Annotated in this window: 13 protein-coding genes; 3 read left to right on the forward strand and 10 right to left on the reverse strand. The window is 35.8% G+C overall.

All coding sequences use genetic code 11. The features are described from left to right. Positions 1-348: 348 nt before the first annotated feature. Positions 349-2565, forward strand: coding sequence for a catalase/peroxidase HPI (gene katG / locus HJ01_RS12845; protein WP_007138880.1), 2217 nt, complete (start codon positions 349-351; stop codon positions 2563-2565). A gap of 255 nt (positions 2566-2820) precedes the next feature. Here katG and HJ01_RS12850 read toward each other — a convergent pair whose 3' ends face one another. From HJ01_RS12850 to truA, 6 genes are all read right to left on the reverse strand, one after another. Continuing rightward, entirely contained in the window at positions 2821-3756 is a 936-nt protein-coding gene (locus HJ01_RS12850) for an alpha/beta hydrolase (RefSeq protein WP_007138881.1), read from the reverse strand. A 162-nt stretch (positions 3757-3918) separates the two neighbouring features. Then, positions 3919-4353 (reverse strand): PH domain-containing protein, encoded by a 435-nt coding sequence (locus tag HJ01_RS12855; protein WP_050855233.1) that lies wholly within the window; start codon positions 4351-4353, stop codon positions 3919-3921. Positions 4354-4763: 410 nt separating this feature from the next. Beyond that, positions 4764-5252 carry a hypothetical protein gene (locus tag HJ01_RS12860; RefSeq protein WP_007138884.1) on the reverse strand — a complete coding sequence of 163 codons (489 nt, stop codon included), beginning with the start codon at positions 5250-5252 and terminating at the stop codon, positions 4764-4766. A 229-nt stretch (positions 5253-5481) separates the two neighbouring features. Next, positions 5482-6870, reverse strand: coding sequence for a dihydrolipoyl dehydrogenase (gene lpdA, locus HJ01_RS12865; protein ID WP_007138885.1), 1389 nt, complete (start codon positions 6868-6870; stop codon positions 5482-5484). A 344-nt stretch (positions 6871-7214) separates the two neighbouring features. Then, the gene (locus HJ01_RS12870) at positions 7215-8969 is read right to left on the reverse strand and encodes an ABC transporter ATP-binding protein (RefSeq protein WP_007138887.1); all 1755 of its coding nucleotides are present in this window, start codon (positions 8967-8969) and stop codon (positions 7215-7217) included. A gap of 110 nt (positions 8970-9079) precedes the next feature. Further along, the gene (gene truA, locus HJ01_RS12875; RefSeq protein WP_040473956.1) at positions 9080-9820 is read right to left on the reverse strand and encodes a tRNA pseudouridine(38-40) synthase TruA; all 741 of its coding nucleotides are present in this window, start codon (positions 9818-9820) and stop codon (positions 9080-9082) included. Between the two features lie 263 nt (positions 9821-10083). Between truA and HJ01_RS12880 the strand changes: the two genes are divergently transcribed. Continuing rightward, on the forward strand, positions 10084-10581 hold the full coding sequence (locus HJ01_RS12880) for a metallophosphoesterase family protein (protein WP_040473957.1): 498 nt from the start codon (positions 10084-10086) through the stop codon (positions 10579-10581). Here the strand turns inward: HJ01_RS12880 and HJ01_RS12885 are convergent. The 3 genes from HJ01_RS12885 to HJ01_RS12895 all read right to left on the reverse strand — a co-directional run bounded on the left by HJ01_RS12885 (position 10578) and on the right by HJ01_RS12895 (position 13582). After that, complete coding sequence (locus HJ01_RS12885; RefSeq protein WP_007138890.1) at positions 10578-12275, reverse strand: ATP-binding protein; 1698 nt, start codon at positions 12273-12275, stop codon at positions 10578-10580. The genes HJ01_RS12880 and HJ01_RS12885 overlap by 4 nt on opposite strands. Positions 12276-12353: 78 nt before the next feature. Beyond that, positions 12354-13016 (reverse strand): response regulator, encoded by a 663-nt coding sequence (locus HJ01_RS12890; RefSeq protein ID WP_007138891.1) that lies wholly within the window; start codon positions 13014-13016, stop codon positions 12354-12356. A gap of 152 nt (positions 13017-13168) precedes the next feature. Beyond that, positions 13169-13582 (reverse strand): DUF4293 domain-containing protein, encoded by a 414-nt coding sequence (locus HJ01_RS12895; RefSeq protein ID WP_007138892.1) that lies wholly within the window; start codon positions 13580-13582, stop codon positions 13169-13171. Positions 13583-13764: 182 nt separating this feature from the next. On the opposite strand from HJ01_RS12895, the gene rho reads away from it, so the two are divergent. After that, positions 13765-15510, forward strand: coding sequence for a transcription termination factor Rho (gene rho / locus HJ01_RS12900; protein WP_007138893.1), 1746 nt, complete (start codon positions 13765-13767; stop codon positions 15508-15510). A 161-nt stretch (positions 15511-15671) separates the two neighbouring features. Here rho and HJ01_RS12905 read toward each other — a convergent pair whose 3' ends face one another. Continuing rightward, entirely contained in the window at positions 15672-16928 is a 1257-nt protein-coding gene (locus tag HJ01_RS12905) for an RsmB/NOP family class I SAM-dependent RNA methyltransferase (protein WP_007138894.1), read from the reverse strand. Positions 16929-16932 lie beyond the last annotated feature (4 nt).

Raw genomic sequence — 16932 nt, forward strand, 5'->3', positions numbered from 1 at the left:
TTTTATTGACCGTAAACTAGACCTATTACTATAGTTTTTTGAAGCACAAATATAGACTAAACTTTTTGACGTCCATAAATTTTTCTTAGAATCACCAACAGTACTTCAGTTCAAATAAAATCACCCTTAGTTTGTCTTAAATTAAGCTATACACTTAATTTTCGTGTTATTTAATTAGTATATAGTACGTTACGCATATTTCACAAATTAGTAGAACCAAAATTTTTTTTGAGAAATTGCGATAGATCGTTACTGTTATAGTTTTTATCTATTAAAAAGATAATTTCGATTGTAAAAATTGTGTAAATTAGCAATAGAAATTTATATAATATTAAAATAAAAAAAATTATGGAAAATAGTAATAATGCAAACGGGGAAGCCAAATGTCCATTCTCAGCTGGCGCTCCTAAACAGAGTGTAGCATCTGGTCAAAGTAATAGTGATTGGTGGCCAAACCTTTTGAAGTTAAATATACTGCGTCAGCACTCATCCCTTTCTAATCCGATGGGTGAAGCATTCAATTACGCAGAGGAGTTTAAGAGCCTGGATCTGGCGGCGCTTAAAAAAGACATCATTGATGTAATGACTAATTCACAAGACTGGTGGCCTGCTGACTACGGGCATTATGGCCCGTTCTTTATTCGAATGGCATGGCACAGTGCAGGAACCTACCGTATCGCTGATGGGCGTGGAGGTGCGGGTCAGGGCAACCAACGTTTTGCACCACTTAACAGCTGGCCTGACAATGTAAACTTAGACAAGGCTCGTTTGTTATTATGGCCAATTAAACAGAAATATGGTAAGAAAATTTCATGGGCTGATTTAATGGTTCTTACAGGAAACTGTGCTTTGGACTCTATGGGTCTGAAAACTTTCGGTTTTGCTGGAGGACGTGAAGATGTATGGGAACCATCAGAAGATATTTATTGGGGTTCTGAAGGAAAGTGGTTGGATGACAATCGTTATACGGGCGACCGTGAGCTAGAAAACCCACTTGCTGCCGTTCAGATGGGGCTCATCTACGTAAATCCAGAAGGTCCTAATGGAGTTCCAGATGCTTTAGGATCCGCTCGTGACATTCGGGAGACTTTTGCCCGTATGGCGATGAATGATGAAGAGACTGTAGCACTAATTGCCGGAGGGCACACTTTTGGGAAAACCCATGGTGCAGCTGACCCAGATAAGTATGTCGGTAGGGAACCTGCAGCTGCTGCTATTGAGGATCAAAATCTTGGTTGGAAAAATTCATTTGGTACCGGATCTGGGGAGGATACTATTTCCAGTGGTTTAGAAGGCGCATGGACTACTACGCCAACGAAATGGAGTAACAATTACTTCGAAAACCTTTTTGGATTCGAATGGGAATTAACAAAAAGTCCTGCTGGCGCACATCAATGGCAGCCGAAAGATGGGGCTGGGGCTGGTACAGTGCCTGATGCACACAATCCTGCAAAAAGACATGCTCCATTTATGCTTACATCTGACATCGCATTGAGAGTAGATCCAATTTATGAGCCAATTTCAAGACACTTTTTTGAGAATCCAGATCTTTTTGCAGATGCATTTTCTCGTGCTTGGTTTAAATTGACACACCGTGATATGGGACCAATCTCAAGATATCTTGGACCAGAAGTTCCAAAAGAAGAATTGATTTGGCAAGACCCTATTCCGGCTGTAACGCACAAAATTATAGACGATATTGATACTGCTGCATTAAAAGATAAAATAATCGCTTCAAGACTATCTGTGCCTCAACTAGTATCTACCGCTTGGGCTTCAGCATCAACATTCCGTGGTTCTGACAAACGTGGAGGAGCAAATGGCGCACGTATTAGATTAGCACCGCAAAAAGATTGGGAAGTTAACAATCCGTCTGAACTTGCAAAAGTTTTGGAGACATTGACGGGAATTCAAACCGACTTCAACAATTCTCAGACTGATGGTAAGGCAGTTTCGATTGCTGACCTGATCGTTCTAGGTGGAAACGTAGGAATTGAGAAAGCAGCTAAAAATGCTGGTCAACATGTAGTCGTTCCATTTACAGCTGGAAGAACTGATGCATCGCAAGAACAAACAGATGTGGAAGCATTTGCAGTTCTAGAGCCTGAAGCAGATGGGTTTCGTAATTATATGAAAACTAAATACACTATTTCAGCAGAAGAAATGTTGATTGACAGAGCACAATTGCTAACACTAACAGCCCCAGAGATGAGTGCACTTGTTGGAGGTATGCGTGTTCTTAATACCAACTTCGGTCAATCACAACACGGAGTGTTTACTAAGAATGCCGAAGCGCTTACCAATGATTTCTTTGTTAATTTACTAGATTTAAGAACGACTTGGAAGGCAGTATCAGATTCTCAAGATGTATTTGAAGGTCGTGATCGTACAACATCCGAATTAAAATGGACTGGTACTCGTATAGACCTTATCTTTGGTTCCAACTCAGAACTTAGAGCAATCGCTGAAGTTTATGGGTCTGGAGATGCTAATGACAAGTTTGTACACAGCTTTATTGCGGCTTGGAATAAGGTGATGAATGCAGATCGTTTTGATCTGGCCTAATTTCTGATTAAAGCAAGTCACAAGGCCAACAATATAGCAACAATTGTTGCATAATTATGAATTAAAAAGGTGATCTGGAAACAGACCACCTTTTTCGTTTTTGATACTTTACTAAGTATTTCTCAAAAGCTGTAATTTGATATTCCTTATCGTTATATTAGGATTTCATTTTTTAGCAAATTGACCAACTTTAAAACCATTTTAGATCCAAAATACGGTTATATTAGTTATTATTTGGTGTACTATTAGAGGGATTTACTTTTCCGATTCCAGATTATTTAGCCAAAAGAACATTTCATTGCATGCCTTTTCTCTCACATTTTTGCGTGATAGGAATATATCATGTTGGGCATTTTTAATTTCTAGCAAAGTAACATGCGTACCAAGTTTTGCTCCAATTCTTTTAATATCAGTAACATCTAATACGATATCTTTAACCATAGCTTCTTCTGAAAATTTTGAAAGATTAGAGGAAGCACTAGAATACATGACTAAAACAGGGGTTTTTATATTAGAGTCTTCTAATTTTTGGTGTGCTGATCGAATGGCTAAGAGCCAAGCGAAATAGGTAGGGAAGCCTGCAATAGGTTTCCAATCTAAGTTATAGTCCCATTCACCATGAAAATCTTTATGCAAACTTTTTGCGTAAGCCGTAGGCAAGGCTCCATTGACTTTTGCATAAGGAAAGATTCCGGCAATTACTTTAGCAGCTAAATAAACAAGCGTTTTCTGAAGATTAGTCTGGTAGAAATCAAAAAAAGGAGAATTTAAAATAAGCCCTTTTATTAAATTTTTTTCCTGTCCAAAATTCATATAATTACTAGCTATTAAACCTCCCGTTGAGTGGCCCAATAGAAAGAGCTCCGCATTACCAGATTCGTGAATCTGGCGAATTGCTATTGTGATTTCTTCGAAGTATTCACTAATATCCCTGCAATAATTGGGATGCTGATAGGGCAGGAGTGAGCGTCCGTATTTTCTAAGGTCTAATGCATAAAAATCAAAATCATGCGTATTGAACTTTTCTGCCAGATGCGCCTGAAAAAAGTAATCAATATAACCATGGATATACAATACACTCCTCCTGTTTCCTATATTAAAGTTTGAAGTTATAAGTGTTGCTTTTACTTCACCTTCGTCATCTGGTTGTAAATTAATTGTTTGGCTCGTGAAGTCTTTAAGGATGTCCATGTCTGAAATGTTACTAGTTCTTTTATGTGGGATACAACGGTATTGTTGCTATAGCTGTCTTGTAAGTTATAATAACTAAAACACGAATTAAAACGATAATTCCACTAAATTCTGGGGTAGCCACAAACGTGTGTTGTCAATTGGCTTTTTGCGTTCTGCATTTCAGTCAGTTGTTATTTTTATGTCTTTATTTAATTCTAAAATTTTAACTATAAAAGTATTGTTAGTTTTTGGACTAATATAAATCTCTTCATATTTGTCATATTTTATAATCAGTCCGTTTCTTGCAATTGCAGGTTTTAAACCTGAGCATAAACTTTTTCCTTTCACTATTTCTTTTATCCGTTCGATTTCAATTTTCCCGCGTATTGGTCCACTTTTATATTTTAATTCCGTTGGAGTGAGTTCGTATTCCGTTCCGAAATTCAACCATAATAAAAATCCAATTACTAACAGCATTAAAGTATCAGGCCAAATAAATTCATAGTTTACAGTTTTATTAGAAAATGTTCGAAACAAAATTACTCCAATGAATAGTCCGCTCAATCCAAATGTTACTATTTGAAACAATATATCTTTTCTACTTTTAAATCTCATTTTCAGTTCAGTTTTTTTCAGCTTAATACTAACGACAATATCAGACTTATGATCCTAAAATGGCTGGCTATGTCTGGTAAATACCATACTTTATACTTTCTCAAATATATAACAATTATCTAATAAATAATGTAGTAGACTGCTAGTTGGTTGGTATGCTTTTGTTAATTAGACAGCGGCATATTTCTCGTGCTTTACTATTGTATGGAGTACTAATTTCGGGGAAATACATGAAAAAGAGTAGTGAAAATCCTTTTTTGTAGCGCAGTGAAAAAAAGATTGAAATTTGCAGCCTTATTATTCGCGACAAGAACGCCCAAAAAATCCGTTTTAGTCTATTTTAATGAATAAGACCAAAACGGATTCTGCATTTTAATTCTGGGTGGCTATCTGCTTTGATAACTGTATTTCTAATTTTTGCTGAAGGTTAAAAAATCAGTTATTCCATTTTTGAAGCTTTGGTCTTTTAGTTCAAAAAAGTCGGATGATTTTTCAATATTTTCCCAACCACCAATTATTTTTACAAAATGCATGGGGTAGGACAGATAGATATTGAACTTTAAATCAGTTATGATTTTGTTATTACTGTTGGCTTCGAGCATGGACCAACTGCCCTTGTAGGTGTTTGTGCCATCCGTCACTGTTAGCGCATCGTTAGCTCCAAAACTAAAATTAAATCCATTGAAATTCACCATTTCATCGCGTTCACTTTTCCAGTAGTAGCTTATTTTCCAGCTTCCATTGGTCACAATGATAGCAATAATATCGTGCTCTTCTGGAGGAGTAGTTTTGGTTTCTGGACTATCGGAAATATCTGAATTGGAATTTGGCTCAGGAATAATGGAAAAAGTGACCATTATTAATAGCGGTTCCATACTGAATTGTTTGAGGGTTTTCATAGTCAAATAGTTTAAAAGGTTAGAACTTTAACATATTTACTTATAAATACAATCGGCATTCTCAAATTTACGAATTAATAAATATTTATTTGTTAAAATGAGAATCTAATTCTAGTGGAACAGTTTTTTTAAATAAAAAATCCGATTTGCGTGAGCAAATCGGATTTTATTAAATTGTAGACGCACCTTAGAGATGTACTGCAGTGCTTCTCTACTACGCATTTTATATTTACAAATGGATCACTTCTCCATAAGCATCAGCAACAGCTTCCATAACCGCTTCACTCATTGTAGGGTGCGGATGTATCGCTTTTAGGATTTCGTGTCCTGTAGTCTCTAGTTTACGTGCTACAATTGCCTCAGCAATCATATCTGTAACTCCAGCACCTATCATGTGACATCCCAACCATTCGCCATACTTGGCATCAAAGATTACTTTTACGAAACCATCAGGAGTTCCTGAGGCTTTTGCCTTTCCCGAAGCTGAGAATGGGAACTTACCAATTTTTAATTCGTATCCTTTTTCTTTAGCTTGTTTTTCAGTCAAACCTACTGAAGCAATCTCTGGAGTAGCATAAGTACAACCTGGTACGTTTCCGTAATCGATAGGCTCTACGTGCATTCCTGCAATTTTCTCCACACAGTTGATTCCTTCGGCAGAAGCTACGTGAGCTAAAGCTTGTCCTGGAGTCACATCACCAATAGCATAATAACCTGGGATGTTAGTTGCGTTGTATTCGTTTACTAATATTTTATCTTTGTCAGTTGCAATTCCTACTGCTTCTAGACCTATGTTTTCAATGTTTGTTTTGATACCAACAGCCGATAGTAAAATGTCAGCTTCAAGAACTACTTCTCCTTTTGCTGTTTTAACGTATGCTTTTACACCAGCTCCATTAGTGTCGATTTTCTCAACAGAGGAGTTAGTCATAATTTTCACACCCGCTTTTTTCATAGAACGTTCCATTTGTTTCGAAATGTCTTCGTCCTCAACAGGGACAATATTTGGCATAAATTCAACAACAGTCACATCAGTTCCCATTGAATTGTAGAAATGTGCAAATTCAACCCCAATCGCTCCAGAGCCTACGATAATCATCGATTTTGGTTGGGTAGGCAAAGTCATTGCTTGTCTGTATCCAATCACTTTTACACCATCTTGTGGTAAGTTTGGTAATTCACGAGAGCGAGCTCCAGTAGCAACAATAATATGGTCAGCACTATATTCAGTAACTTTATCGTCTTTGTCAGTAACATCAACTTTTTTACCAGCTTTTAGTTTCCCAAAACCATAGATAACATCAATTTTATTTTTTTTCATCAAGAATTGAACTCCTTTGCTCATATCGCTTGCAACAGTTCTACTGCGTTGAACTACAGCAGGGAAATCTTTGTCGAATGATGAAACAGTCAATCCGTAATCGGAAGCGTGTTTTAGGTAATCAAAAACCTGCGCTGATTTCAACAATGCTTTGGTTGGGATACAACCCCAGTTCAAGCAAACTCCACCTAAGTTTTCTTTTTCAATCACGGCAACTTTAAAGCCTAATTGTGATGCTCTAATGGCAGTAACATATCCGCCTGGTCCACTTCCTAAAACAATGATATCGTATTTCATATTGTATTTGTTTTTCTTCGATTAAATGATTTTGCGAATTTAAGGATTTATTCTGTTTTTGGAAAGCTTAGAAGTGATAAAGTGGTAAAGTAACAAATTTTATAAAATTCACTATTATTTTTAATCAAATAAGTTCAGCTACGACCGCTCTATGCCTCTAATATAATCGCTGTGATCCTTGTGAAAACTTAGTGTTAATTGCGGTTAGAAAAGAGCACACAGATGATACAGATTAACCGAGTTTCCGCTTATTTTTTTAGTGTATTTAAAGAACCGTTTAACCTTTGCAGCTAAAAAACCCTTGCGCTCTTTGCTAAAGCTTAGGGGCCTTAATGGTTAAGCTGCTAATTAGCCACTGAAAACTGGGAATCATACAAGTTTTTATAGTACCCGCTTTTACGATTGATTAATTCCTGATGCGTTCCTTGTTCAACAATCAAACCTTTGTCCATCACCACAATTTTATCTGCAGTGACAATAGTAGCTAGTCTATGGGCAATCACAATAGATGTTCTGCCTTGTGTAATGGTTTCCGTAGCACGCTGTATTAATTCTTCTGAATAGGTATCGATAGATGAAGTTGCTTCATCCAGAATAAGAATACTTGGATTACTGACATACGCTCTCAAGAAAGCGATTAATTGACGCTGTCCAGAGGACAACATCACTCCACGCTCTTTGACGTCAAAATCATAATTATCAGGTAAACTCATGATGAAATCATGCACGCCTATTTCTCTTGCTGCAGCCAAAACATCTTCCCTAGTAATTTCTGGATTATTTAGCGTAATATTCTTGAAAATCGTGTCGGCAAAAAGGAAAACATCCTGCAATACCACCGCAATTTGTTTTCTCAATGAACTTAAAGTGTAATTTTCGATATTTTGATTATCGATATAAATTTCCCCGCTGTTGATCTCGTAAAAACGGTTTAGTAAATTGATAATTGTTGATTTTCCGGCACCTGTAGAACCCACAATAGCAACGGTCTCTCCAGCCTTAACGTTCAAATCGATGCCTTTGATTACTTCTTCGTCAGGAATATAACTGAAATGCACATCCTTAAAGCTTAGATTTCCCTTAAAAACGGGCGCCTCGATTGTTCCTGTATCCTGAATCTGATCCTGAGTGTCAATGATTTCAAAAACGCGATTAGCAGCAATCATTCCCAGTTGCATCTCGTTGAATTTATCAGCAATCTGACGCAAAGGATTAAACAACATTCCAATAAACATAGTGTATGAAAATAAATCACCAAAAGTGGTAAAAGTATCGCCGTTCAAAATCTTTAGTCCGCCATACAATACTATAAAACCAAGTGTCAGAGACGATATGATATCAGCTATGGGAAAGAAAATCGAGTTATAAAGAATCGTTTTTATCCAAGCTTTTTTATGTTTGTCGTTTATATTTTTGAATTTTTCAGACTCAATTTCTTCTCTGTTGAACAGCTGTACAATTTTCATTCCTGTAACTCTTTCTTGTACAAAAGTGTTCATGTTTGAAATCTGGTTACGTACATCCTCAAAAGCAACTTGCATTTTTCGTTGGAATATTCGGGTGATAAAGACTAAAATTGGCATGGCAACGATCACAATCCAGGTCAATTTCCAGTTCATATAGAACATAAAACCCAGTACCACGACCATTTTCATCAAGTCACTGATGATCATAAAAAGCCCTTGACTGAAGATACGAGCAATTGATTCGATATCCGAAACGGAACGTGTTACCAGTTGGCCTACTGGAACAAGATCAAAATATTTCATTCTGAAGCTCAAGATATGCTTGAAAAGTTTTGTTCGAATGTCTTTTACAATGTCCTGCCCCAGCCAGTTAGCCCAAAAGACAAAGTAAAACTGCGAAAAAACTTCGCACAAAAGAACCACTCCCATCAGGGTAATGTAAAACAAAAGTCCGTCAGCATCCCTAGTCTGGATGTACCCATCAACGGTTTGCTTCAATAAATACGGGCGCAATGCCGCAAATATAGACAGGGAAATCGCGAAGGCAATAACGCCGTTAAAACGCCATTGGTACGGTTTTGTATATTGTAATATTCGTTTGAATAATCGGGTATCGAATGCTTTTGCTTTCATTTTATTTTCAGCTGAATTTAGTTCAGTTTTAGGAGCTGTTTCCTGCTATTCGTTACAATCTTTATGTTTTTTAAAAATAAAAACATAAAGGATTTTCACTGCTATCAGGGCTATTTTGTTATGTAATCGTAATCAATTTCGGTTAAATACAAGCCGTGTGCCGGTACCGAAAAACCAGCCTTGTCTCTATTCTTGGCTTCAATTATAATGTTAAAATCATCAAGCGTAATCTTATGTAAACCTATGTTAACTAATGTTCCCACAATAGATCGCACCATGTTTCTAAGGAAACGATTTGCTGATATGGTAAATACCAATTGGTTATTTTTTTGTTTCCAATACGCTTCAAATATTGTGCAATCAAAGGTGTTGACATCCGTATTTACTTTTGAGAAACATTGAAAATCAGTATGTTTAAATAAGATTTTCGCTGCTTCATTCATCAAATCAACATCTAGTTTTTGATGGAAATACCAACTTTGTTCCTGCAAAAATACATTTTTGAAAGTATTGATGTGGTATTCGTATGTTCTTTTGGTCGCATCAAAACGAGTATGCGCTTCATCAGCAACTGGAATAATGTCATAAACAACAATATCCTTTGGCAAGTAGGAGTTGAGTTTGTGTATTAATTTTGGGATCTCAAAAGAAGTTTCGAAATCAAAGTGTGCATACATTACTTTAGCGTGAACACCAGTGTCCGTACGTCCTGCTCCCATAAGGCTGATATCTGAATTAAGTAATACAGAAAACGCCTTGTTCATGGTTTCCTGAACAGTGGAAGCATTAGGTTGGTATTGCCAGCCATGATATTGGGTTCCGTTGTATGCTAATTTTATAAAATACCTCAAGTTGTTTTTTTCAAGATGCAAAGATACTTATTAATTTTTTTGTGAGACGACTAAGCTCTAAAGTTTGTTCTATTGAATTAGATTTTTTAATTGGAATCCGAATGGTTATTTTTACCACAAAATTCTAGCCCTGATTATTCCACTAAGCATTTAATTTCATGAGAGTTCAATGAACTTCGTTTGAAGTAAAAATCCTTTTATACGTCTTTTCGAGTATAAAAAGATCGCAGTGGAAATCAGGAAATAGCTCCAAAAAATAAGTTTTGAAAAAAATTCTACTCCTTTCAGATACCCATAGTCATATGGATGACAGTATTTTAAAATATGTCAGCCAAGCTGATGAAGTCTGGCATGCAGGCGATATTGGCGACTTGAGTGTTACTGACACTTTAAAAAAACTAAAGCCATTAAGAGCAGTTTATGGGAACATTGATGATGCGACGGCACGTCTTGAATTCCCGTTGCACAACCGTTTCCTATGTGAAGGGGTTGATGTGTGGATTACGCATATTGGTGGTTATCCGGGCAAATACAACCCTAATATAAAGGCGGAAATGGCATCAAACCCTCCTAAATTGTTCATTTGTGGGCATTCTCATATTCTAAAAGTGATGTTTGATAAGAAACACGATCTTTTACATATGAATCCTGGGGCCTGCGGTAAAAGTGGATTTCATCAGGTACGTACCATGCTGCGTTTTGTGATTGATGGGGACAAAATCAGAGACTTAGAAATTATTGAGATAGAGAAGCGAGTTTAAGCTTTTTTATAGGAAATAGGCGCTTTAATGTGAATTGAAGTTCCTAATTTTACTTTGGACTGTACCGATATTTCTCCATCAATATTATTTATCCTCGCTTTGATCTGATTGAGACCAAAACCTTCAATTATATTATATTTATTAGAGTCAAAACCTTTTCCGTTATCTCTAACATGTATCAATAGTGTTTTGTTTTTCTCTTCGATTCCAACAAATGCATTTGTAGCATTACTATGTTTTGTAACGTTATTAAGGAGTTCTGTAATAATGAAATAGATTTTCATTTCGAAATCCTCGTTATAGCGTTTTGATGCTTCCGTTGTGCTAGAATATTCGAAACTGATGCTGGAGTTTGAATTTTTTTCGCACAAATCGTGGATCGCATAATATAAGCCGAAACGGGTTAACAATGAAGGTAAAAGCTCGTGTGATAGATCACGAACTTTATCATGCGCTTCTCTTAGGATTGCTTTCGTCTTAGTGATTTCTTCGGATTCCAATTGGTTTTTGGCGCTGAAAACGCTTAAATGTAGTCCGGCTGTCGATAGTAGGGCGCTAATGTTGTCATGTAAAAAATTGGCTATTTTTTTTCGTTCTATTTCCTGCCCATTCACCGAGGCATTGATGATATTCTCCTGAATTTTACTTTGTATGTCCTTGAGTTTGTTTTTTTGTTTCAATCGTGTATTTTGAAAGAAAAAGTAAAACAAGATGATAATTAAGAGTAATAGTGAAATGATTATGATGCTGATTTGTTTGTTTTTAGACTGCTTTTCTATAAGGATTTGCTGTTTTGTCTTGTATTTAGTTTCAATAATATCAATCTCCCTTTTGTACTCATCTAGTTCTAGATTGATTCCCGCAACGTTTACTTTTTTGAGCTTGTCTTCATCTACAACTTGTTCATTTATAGTATTATAAAGAGACAGATTTTGGTAGGCTTTTTGATGATCTCCATTTTTTAATAGAAATTTTGAGTATTCTAAATAGGCAAATGCCAAGTCAGATTTGAAGCCTTCTTTAATGGCAAGATTAATAGAATTATTGAAGGAAGTGTTGGCTTTTTCATTTTCATTATTATAGTTGTAATACATGCCGTTAAGCATGTTTAAGGCAGCAATTGTTGAACTGTCCCCAAATGCAGCGTGGTGTTTATTAACGAATTCTAGATAGGGTAGGCCATCTTTAAAATGCCCAATATCAAAATAGGCCCAAGTAATATTGAGTTTTGTAAAAACAATAGCTGATGAATCATGAATTTTGGTACTGTAATCGAGCGATTTCTTGTAATAAAAGATGCCTTTTGCATATTCCTTTTTGTTAAAGCAATAGATGTTGCCTAGATTGTTATACAGCCAGTTTTTGAGTTGGCTGTTAGTGGTTCTACTAGCATAGATAAGTCCTTTTTTATAGTAAAAGAAAGCTTTATCAGGCTCGGTTAGTTGGTCAAAATTGGCCGCAATGGTATTGTAGCAGGTGGCAATAGCATCGTCATCTTTGGCGGCAATGGCATATTTTAAAGCAAATCGAGATTTTATTAAAGATCTTTCAAATTTCCCTTCTTTCATCAAATTAGTAGCCTCTGTTGTCAGCTCAGTCATTGTTTTTTTTGAAAGGGTTACGGTTTGGGAAAGCAAGCCATGACCAAAAAAAACTGTAAGTAGCAGTAATAAAAAGAATCGGTTGTGAATCATGAAAAATTAATAAGAATTAGACAGTTCTTGTTTTTTTGCTTGTATTCCTTTTGGAACTGTAGTCGATTGCGCGCCGATTTAGGCTTTAATCAATTTGTTTTTAAGGGCAAACTTAACCAGACTGATGGTGTTTTTTGCTTTTAGTTTTTTCATGATATTCTTGCGATGTGTTTCGACTGTATTTGAACTGATAAATAATTGTTCACTTATTTCTTTTCCGCTATATTCTAATGCGATTAAAGTAATAATTTCAATTTCTCTAGCTGTCAACAGTAAGTCGATTGTGGGTTTGTATTTGTTTAATTTTGGAATGTTTCTAGTTGCTGAATTGAAAATTTTCTCCCTTACGGCAGTACAAAAATAATCCTCACCGCTTGAAACTGCATTTATGGCCTCGACAATGTTTTCTCCGGCACACTGTTTTGTTAAATACCCACTTACACCAAGCTTCATGACCTCTTGGATTATTTTTAAATCATCATAGCTGGACAGAATGATCACTTTACAGGGAAACCCTTTTTTTGCAAACTCTTTAACCACTTCAATACCATCTTTTTTTGGCATGCTGATATCTAGGATCAGAATGCTGGTGTTGTTAGATTTTACATCGTCGTATAGAGTACTTCCGTCCAAAGAAAAGCCAACCACCTCAAAATTAGAGACAGTGTTCAAAAGCGTTTTCATTCCATCAATAAGGACTTGATGATCATCTGCAAGATGTATTCGTATTTTATCGTTCATATAGTTTAATGCTGCTTCCAAATTTATAAAAAAATAAACCAATTAATCATTTAATTGGTGTTATTTGTTTAGTTATTCTTACTTAAAGTCACAAAAAAAACCGAATGTTTCCATTCGGTTTTTCTTCGCACTAATAAACTAAGTTTATAGGTTTACCTCAATCTGTCCACAGATTTTACAAGATCTTCATCCTTTTTGATGGCCTTATTAGCCAAGACTAATAATACGATAGCAACTATAGGTAGAAACATCCCAATACCTTTCTCAGAAACAAGAATTGTTTCTCCAGATACATTTAGTGAACGATATACAAACAATCCTAATAAAATTAAATTTAATATCATGTTCAATCTGCCAACAACAAATTGATTCTGTCTTTTTTTATAGGAAACAATACTAAAAACGGTAAGCGTTGTGCTTAATCCCAATAAGATCACATAAAATTGGTTTTGCATAAAGTAATATTCCTTCCCGTCACTCATTGTCCACAAAGGAAATAAGAACGGTAAAATACCAGTAACTACAAAAGCAAGAATTAAATAAATCGTCTGTATTCTCTGTATCATTGTTTAATTTTGTTTTACAAAAATATATTTTCTTTTTTTAAAATACTATTGTATCATTAAATTTTATTCGTATTATTGCATGACAATACCGTAAGCACTTCATACTGCGGTCAATTCGAAGTAAAAAATTACTACCTATCTTTTTATAGTGTCACCAATTTAATTAAACTCATAGAACATTCATGTTTGATATTTCTGCATTAAAAGAAATGAAGCTTGCTGAGCTTCAAGAAATAGCTAAATCAGCTAAAACCATAAAATTTAATGGTGTAAAAAAAGACACCTTAATAGGGGCAATTTTGGAACATCAAAATAGCACTGTTGATACAACATCAGATAAGCAAGCGGAAACTAAATCCGAAGATGATAAGCCTAAAAGGGCACGTATTGTACCTGTAAAAAAGGTGGCCATTCAAAAATCTAAAGTCAAACCATTATTCACAAAGGAAGAGGATTCTGTTGAAACAGAATTACAGGCTACAATTGAGGTGCCGGCAGAAGTTACTTCTCAGGTTGAAGCCGTAAATGCTCAGGCTGAAGCGGTAGATGAAGCACCAGTATCAGGTAAGAAAGTAGGGAAAGAGATTAAATTTAATAAATCAGCCTACGAAAAGAAAATTGCTTTAAAAAAAGATAAAGAAGAAGCAAAAGAAGCTTCAAAAGAAAGCGAAGAAGGCACGGATACTGAAATAAAAGCAACACCAGAAGTTAGTGCTCCTGTTAAAAAAGTAAACCCAAACCAGTTAAATAAACAAAACCAAAATCCTACTTTTAAAGCTAAAAAAAGTAATTTTAGGGATTCTGATTTTGAATTTGATGGAATTATAGAAAGTGAAGGAGTTTTAGAAATGATGGCTGATGGTTATGGTTTTCTACGCTCTTCAGATTATAACTATTTGGCTTCGCCAGATGATATTTATTTATCGACATCTCAAATTAGATTATTCGGTCTTAAAACCGGAGATACCGTTAAAGGTGTAGTACGTCCTCCAAAAGAAGGGGAGAAATTTTTCCCACTTGTAAAAGTACTGAAAATAAACGGACACGACCCTCAAGTGGTTCGTGACAGGGTTTCTTTTGAACATTTAACCCCCGTTTTTCCGTCAGAAAAATTCAATTTGGCTGCACGTGAAAGCACAATTTCTACACGTATTATCGATTTGTTTTCTCCTATAGGAAAAGGACAGCGTGGTATGATTGTAGCCCAACCAAAAACGGGTAAAACAATGTTGTTGAAAGAAATTGCAAACGCAATTGCGGCTAACCATCCTGAGGTTTATCTTATCGTTTTATTGATAGATGAGCGTCCTGAGGAAGTTACAGATATGCAACGTAGTGTGCGTGGAGAAGTAATCGCTTCTACTTTTGATAGAGAACCACAGGAACACGTTAAGATTGCTAATATCGTTCTTGAAAAAGCAAAACGTTTAGTGGAATGTGGACATGATGTGGTGATTTTATTAGATTCGATTACACGTTTGGCCAGAGCTTACAATACAGTGCAGCCTGCTTCAGGTAAAGTATTGAGTGGTGGTGTGGATGCAAATGCGTTACAGAAACCAAAACGTTTCTTTGGAGCGGCCCGTAATGTTGAAAATGGAGGTTCGTTAAGTATAATAGCCACTGCGTTGACTGAAACAGGTTCTAAAATGGACGAAGTTATTTTTGAGGAATTCAAAGGTACTGGTAATATGGAATTGCAGTTGGATAGAAAAATAGCTAATAAACGTATCTTTCCAGCAATTGATTTAACTTCTTCAAGTACTCGTCGTGATGATTTGTTATTAGACGAAAAAACCTTGCAAAGAATGTGGATTATGAGAAAGTATCTTTCTGATATGAACCCAGTGGAAGCGATGAGTTTTATAAACGACCGTTTCAGACAAACTAGAAACAATGAAGAGTTTTTAATCTCGATGAATGATTAAGATCGAGACAATAGAATAAAGAAAATAGAGTAGTTTGTTTTCTATCAAAAAAATCCTCGAAAAGTAATGTACTTACTTTTCGAGGATTTTCTATTTTATGCTATGGCTAAAAAAACACCTTCGATCGAAGGTGTTTTTTTGTTATTTATTAGCTTATGCTGTTATGCTTTAGCTTCTTTTATTTCTTTTGGTGGTTTTGCTACTTCTTCTTTTCTTTCTAAAAGTGCCATGTAAAACCCATCAAAACCAGATTCTGAAGCAAGAATTTTTTGGTCTTTTATAAAAGTAAATTCTTTTCCAATATCTGTTGTCAAAAAACGCTCTACTTGCTCCTGATTTTCAGATGGTAATACAGAACAAGTTGCATAAACCAGTTTTCCTCCCGGTTTTACGATTTTAGAATAACTTTCTAAAACTTCCGACTGAATCTTACGTATGTTATCGATGAATTCTGGTCTCAATTTCCATTTGGCATCTGGATTCCTTTTAAGAACCCCAAGGCCACTACATGGAGCGTCAATCAAAACACGATCTGCTTTTTGATGTAGCTTCTTGATAACCTTAGTGGTGTCAATTATACGGTATTCTATATTAAAAGCACCATCTCTTTTTGCTCTTATTTTTAACTGTTTCAGTTTACTTTCGTATAAATCCATAGCAATCAATTGTCCTTTGTTTTCCATCAAAGCGGCAATGTGTAATGTTTTTCCACCAGCACCAGCACAAGTATCAACAATTCGCATTCCTGGTTTTACATCAAGGAAAGCGGCTACAAGTTGAGAATTAGCATCCTGAACTTCAAAGAATCCTTGTTTGAAAACATCAGTCATGAAAACGTTGGCTCTTTCTTTTAAAACTAACGCATCTGGTTGGTTTTTTAGAGTGTCTGTTTCAATGTTTAAGTCCATCAATATGGCTCTTAAGTTTTCTTTGGTTGTTTTGAGGGTGTTGACTCTAAGAACCACTTTGGCAGGTTGGTTTTGAGCAGCTATTTCAGTAGCCCATACTTTTTCTCCCAATTCTTTTACTCCCATTTCATCCATCCAATCTGGAATAGATTCTTTTAGGGCTCTTACTTTTGAAAGTTCGTCAAAACGACCTTTTATTTTTCTTTCTGGAGTTCCTTCCAGTTGACGCCAATCTGGAATAGGATAACCTCTTAATACAGCCCATACTGAAAACATTCTCCAAAGATTATCTCTGTCAAATGGCTCTTTTACTTCGGCAATTTCTGCATATAATCGTTTCCAACGTACTACTTCGTAGATGGTTTCGGCAACAAACTTTCTGTCAGAGCTTCCCCAACGTTTGTCTTTCTTTAAGGCTCTTGCAACCACTTTATCAGCATATTCCCCTTCATTAAATATTGCATTTAGGGAATCAATAGTGGTATAAACTAAATTTCTGTGTAATCTCATTTTT

Origin of the sequence: Flavobacterium frigoris PS1 (assembly GCF_000252125.1) — a bacterium.
Taxonomy (GTDB): Bacteria; Bacteroidota; Bacteroidia; order Flavobacteriales; family Flavobacteriaceae; genus Flavobacterium; species Flavobacterium frigoris_A.

What these genes read in the sequence shown, in the direction of transcription:
- rho (WP_007138893.1), top strand. Translation starts at nt 13,765, where the DNA reads ATGTTTGATATTTCTGCATTAAAAGAAATGAAGCTTGCTGAGCTTCAA.
- HJ01_RS12905 (WP_007138894.1), bottom strand. Translation starts at nt 16,928, where the DNA reads ATGAGATTACACAGAAATTTAGTTTATACCACTATTGATTCCCTAAAT.
- katG (WP_007138880.1), top strand. Translation starts at nt 349, where the DNA reads ATGGAAAATAGTAATAATGCAAACGGGGAAGCCAAATGTCCATTCTCA.
- HJ01_RS12870 (WP_007138887.1), bottom strand. Translation starts at nt 8,969, where the DNA reads ATGAAAGCAAAAGCATTCGATACCCGATTATTCAAACGAATATTACAA.
- HJ01_RS12860 (WP_007138884.1), bottom strand. Translation starts at nt 5,252, where the DNA reads ATGAAAACCCTCAAACAATTCAGTATGGAACCGCTATTAATAATGGTC.
- HJ01_RS12855 (WP_050855233.1), bottom strand. Translation starts at nt 4,353, where the DNA reads ATGAGATTTAAAAGTAGAAAAGATATATTGTTTCAAATAGTAACATTT.
- lpdA (WP_007138885.1), bottom strand. Translation starts at nt 6,870, where the DNA reads ATGAAATACGATATCATTGTTTTAGGAAGTGGACCAGGCGGATATGTT.
- HJ01_RS12885 (WP_007138890.1), bottom strand. Translation starts at nt 12,275, where the DNA reads ATGATTCACAACCGATTCTTTTTATTACTGCTACTTACAGTTTTTTTT.
- HJ01_RS12890 (WP_007138891.1), bottom strand. Translation starts at nt 13,016, where the DNA reads ATGAACGATAAAATACGAATACATCTTGCAGATGATCATCAAGTCCTT.
- HJ01_RS12895 (WP_007138892.1), bottom strand. Translation starts at nt 13,582, where the DNA reads ATGATACAGAGAATACAGACGATTTATTTAATTCTTGCTTTTGTAGTT.
- HJ01_RS12850 (WP_007138881.1), bottom strand. Translation starts at nt 3,756, where the DNA reads ATGGACATCCTTAAAGACTTCACGAGCCAAACAATTAATTTACAACCA.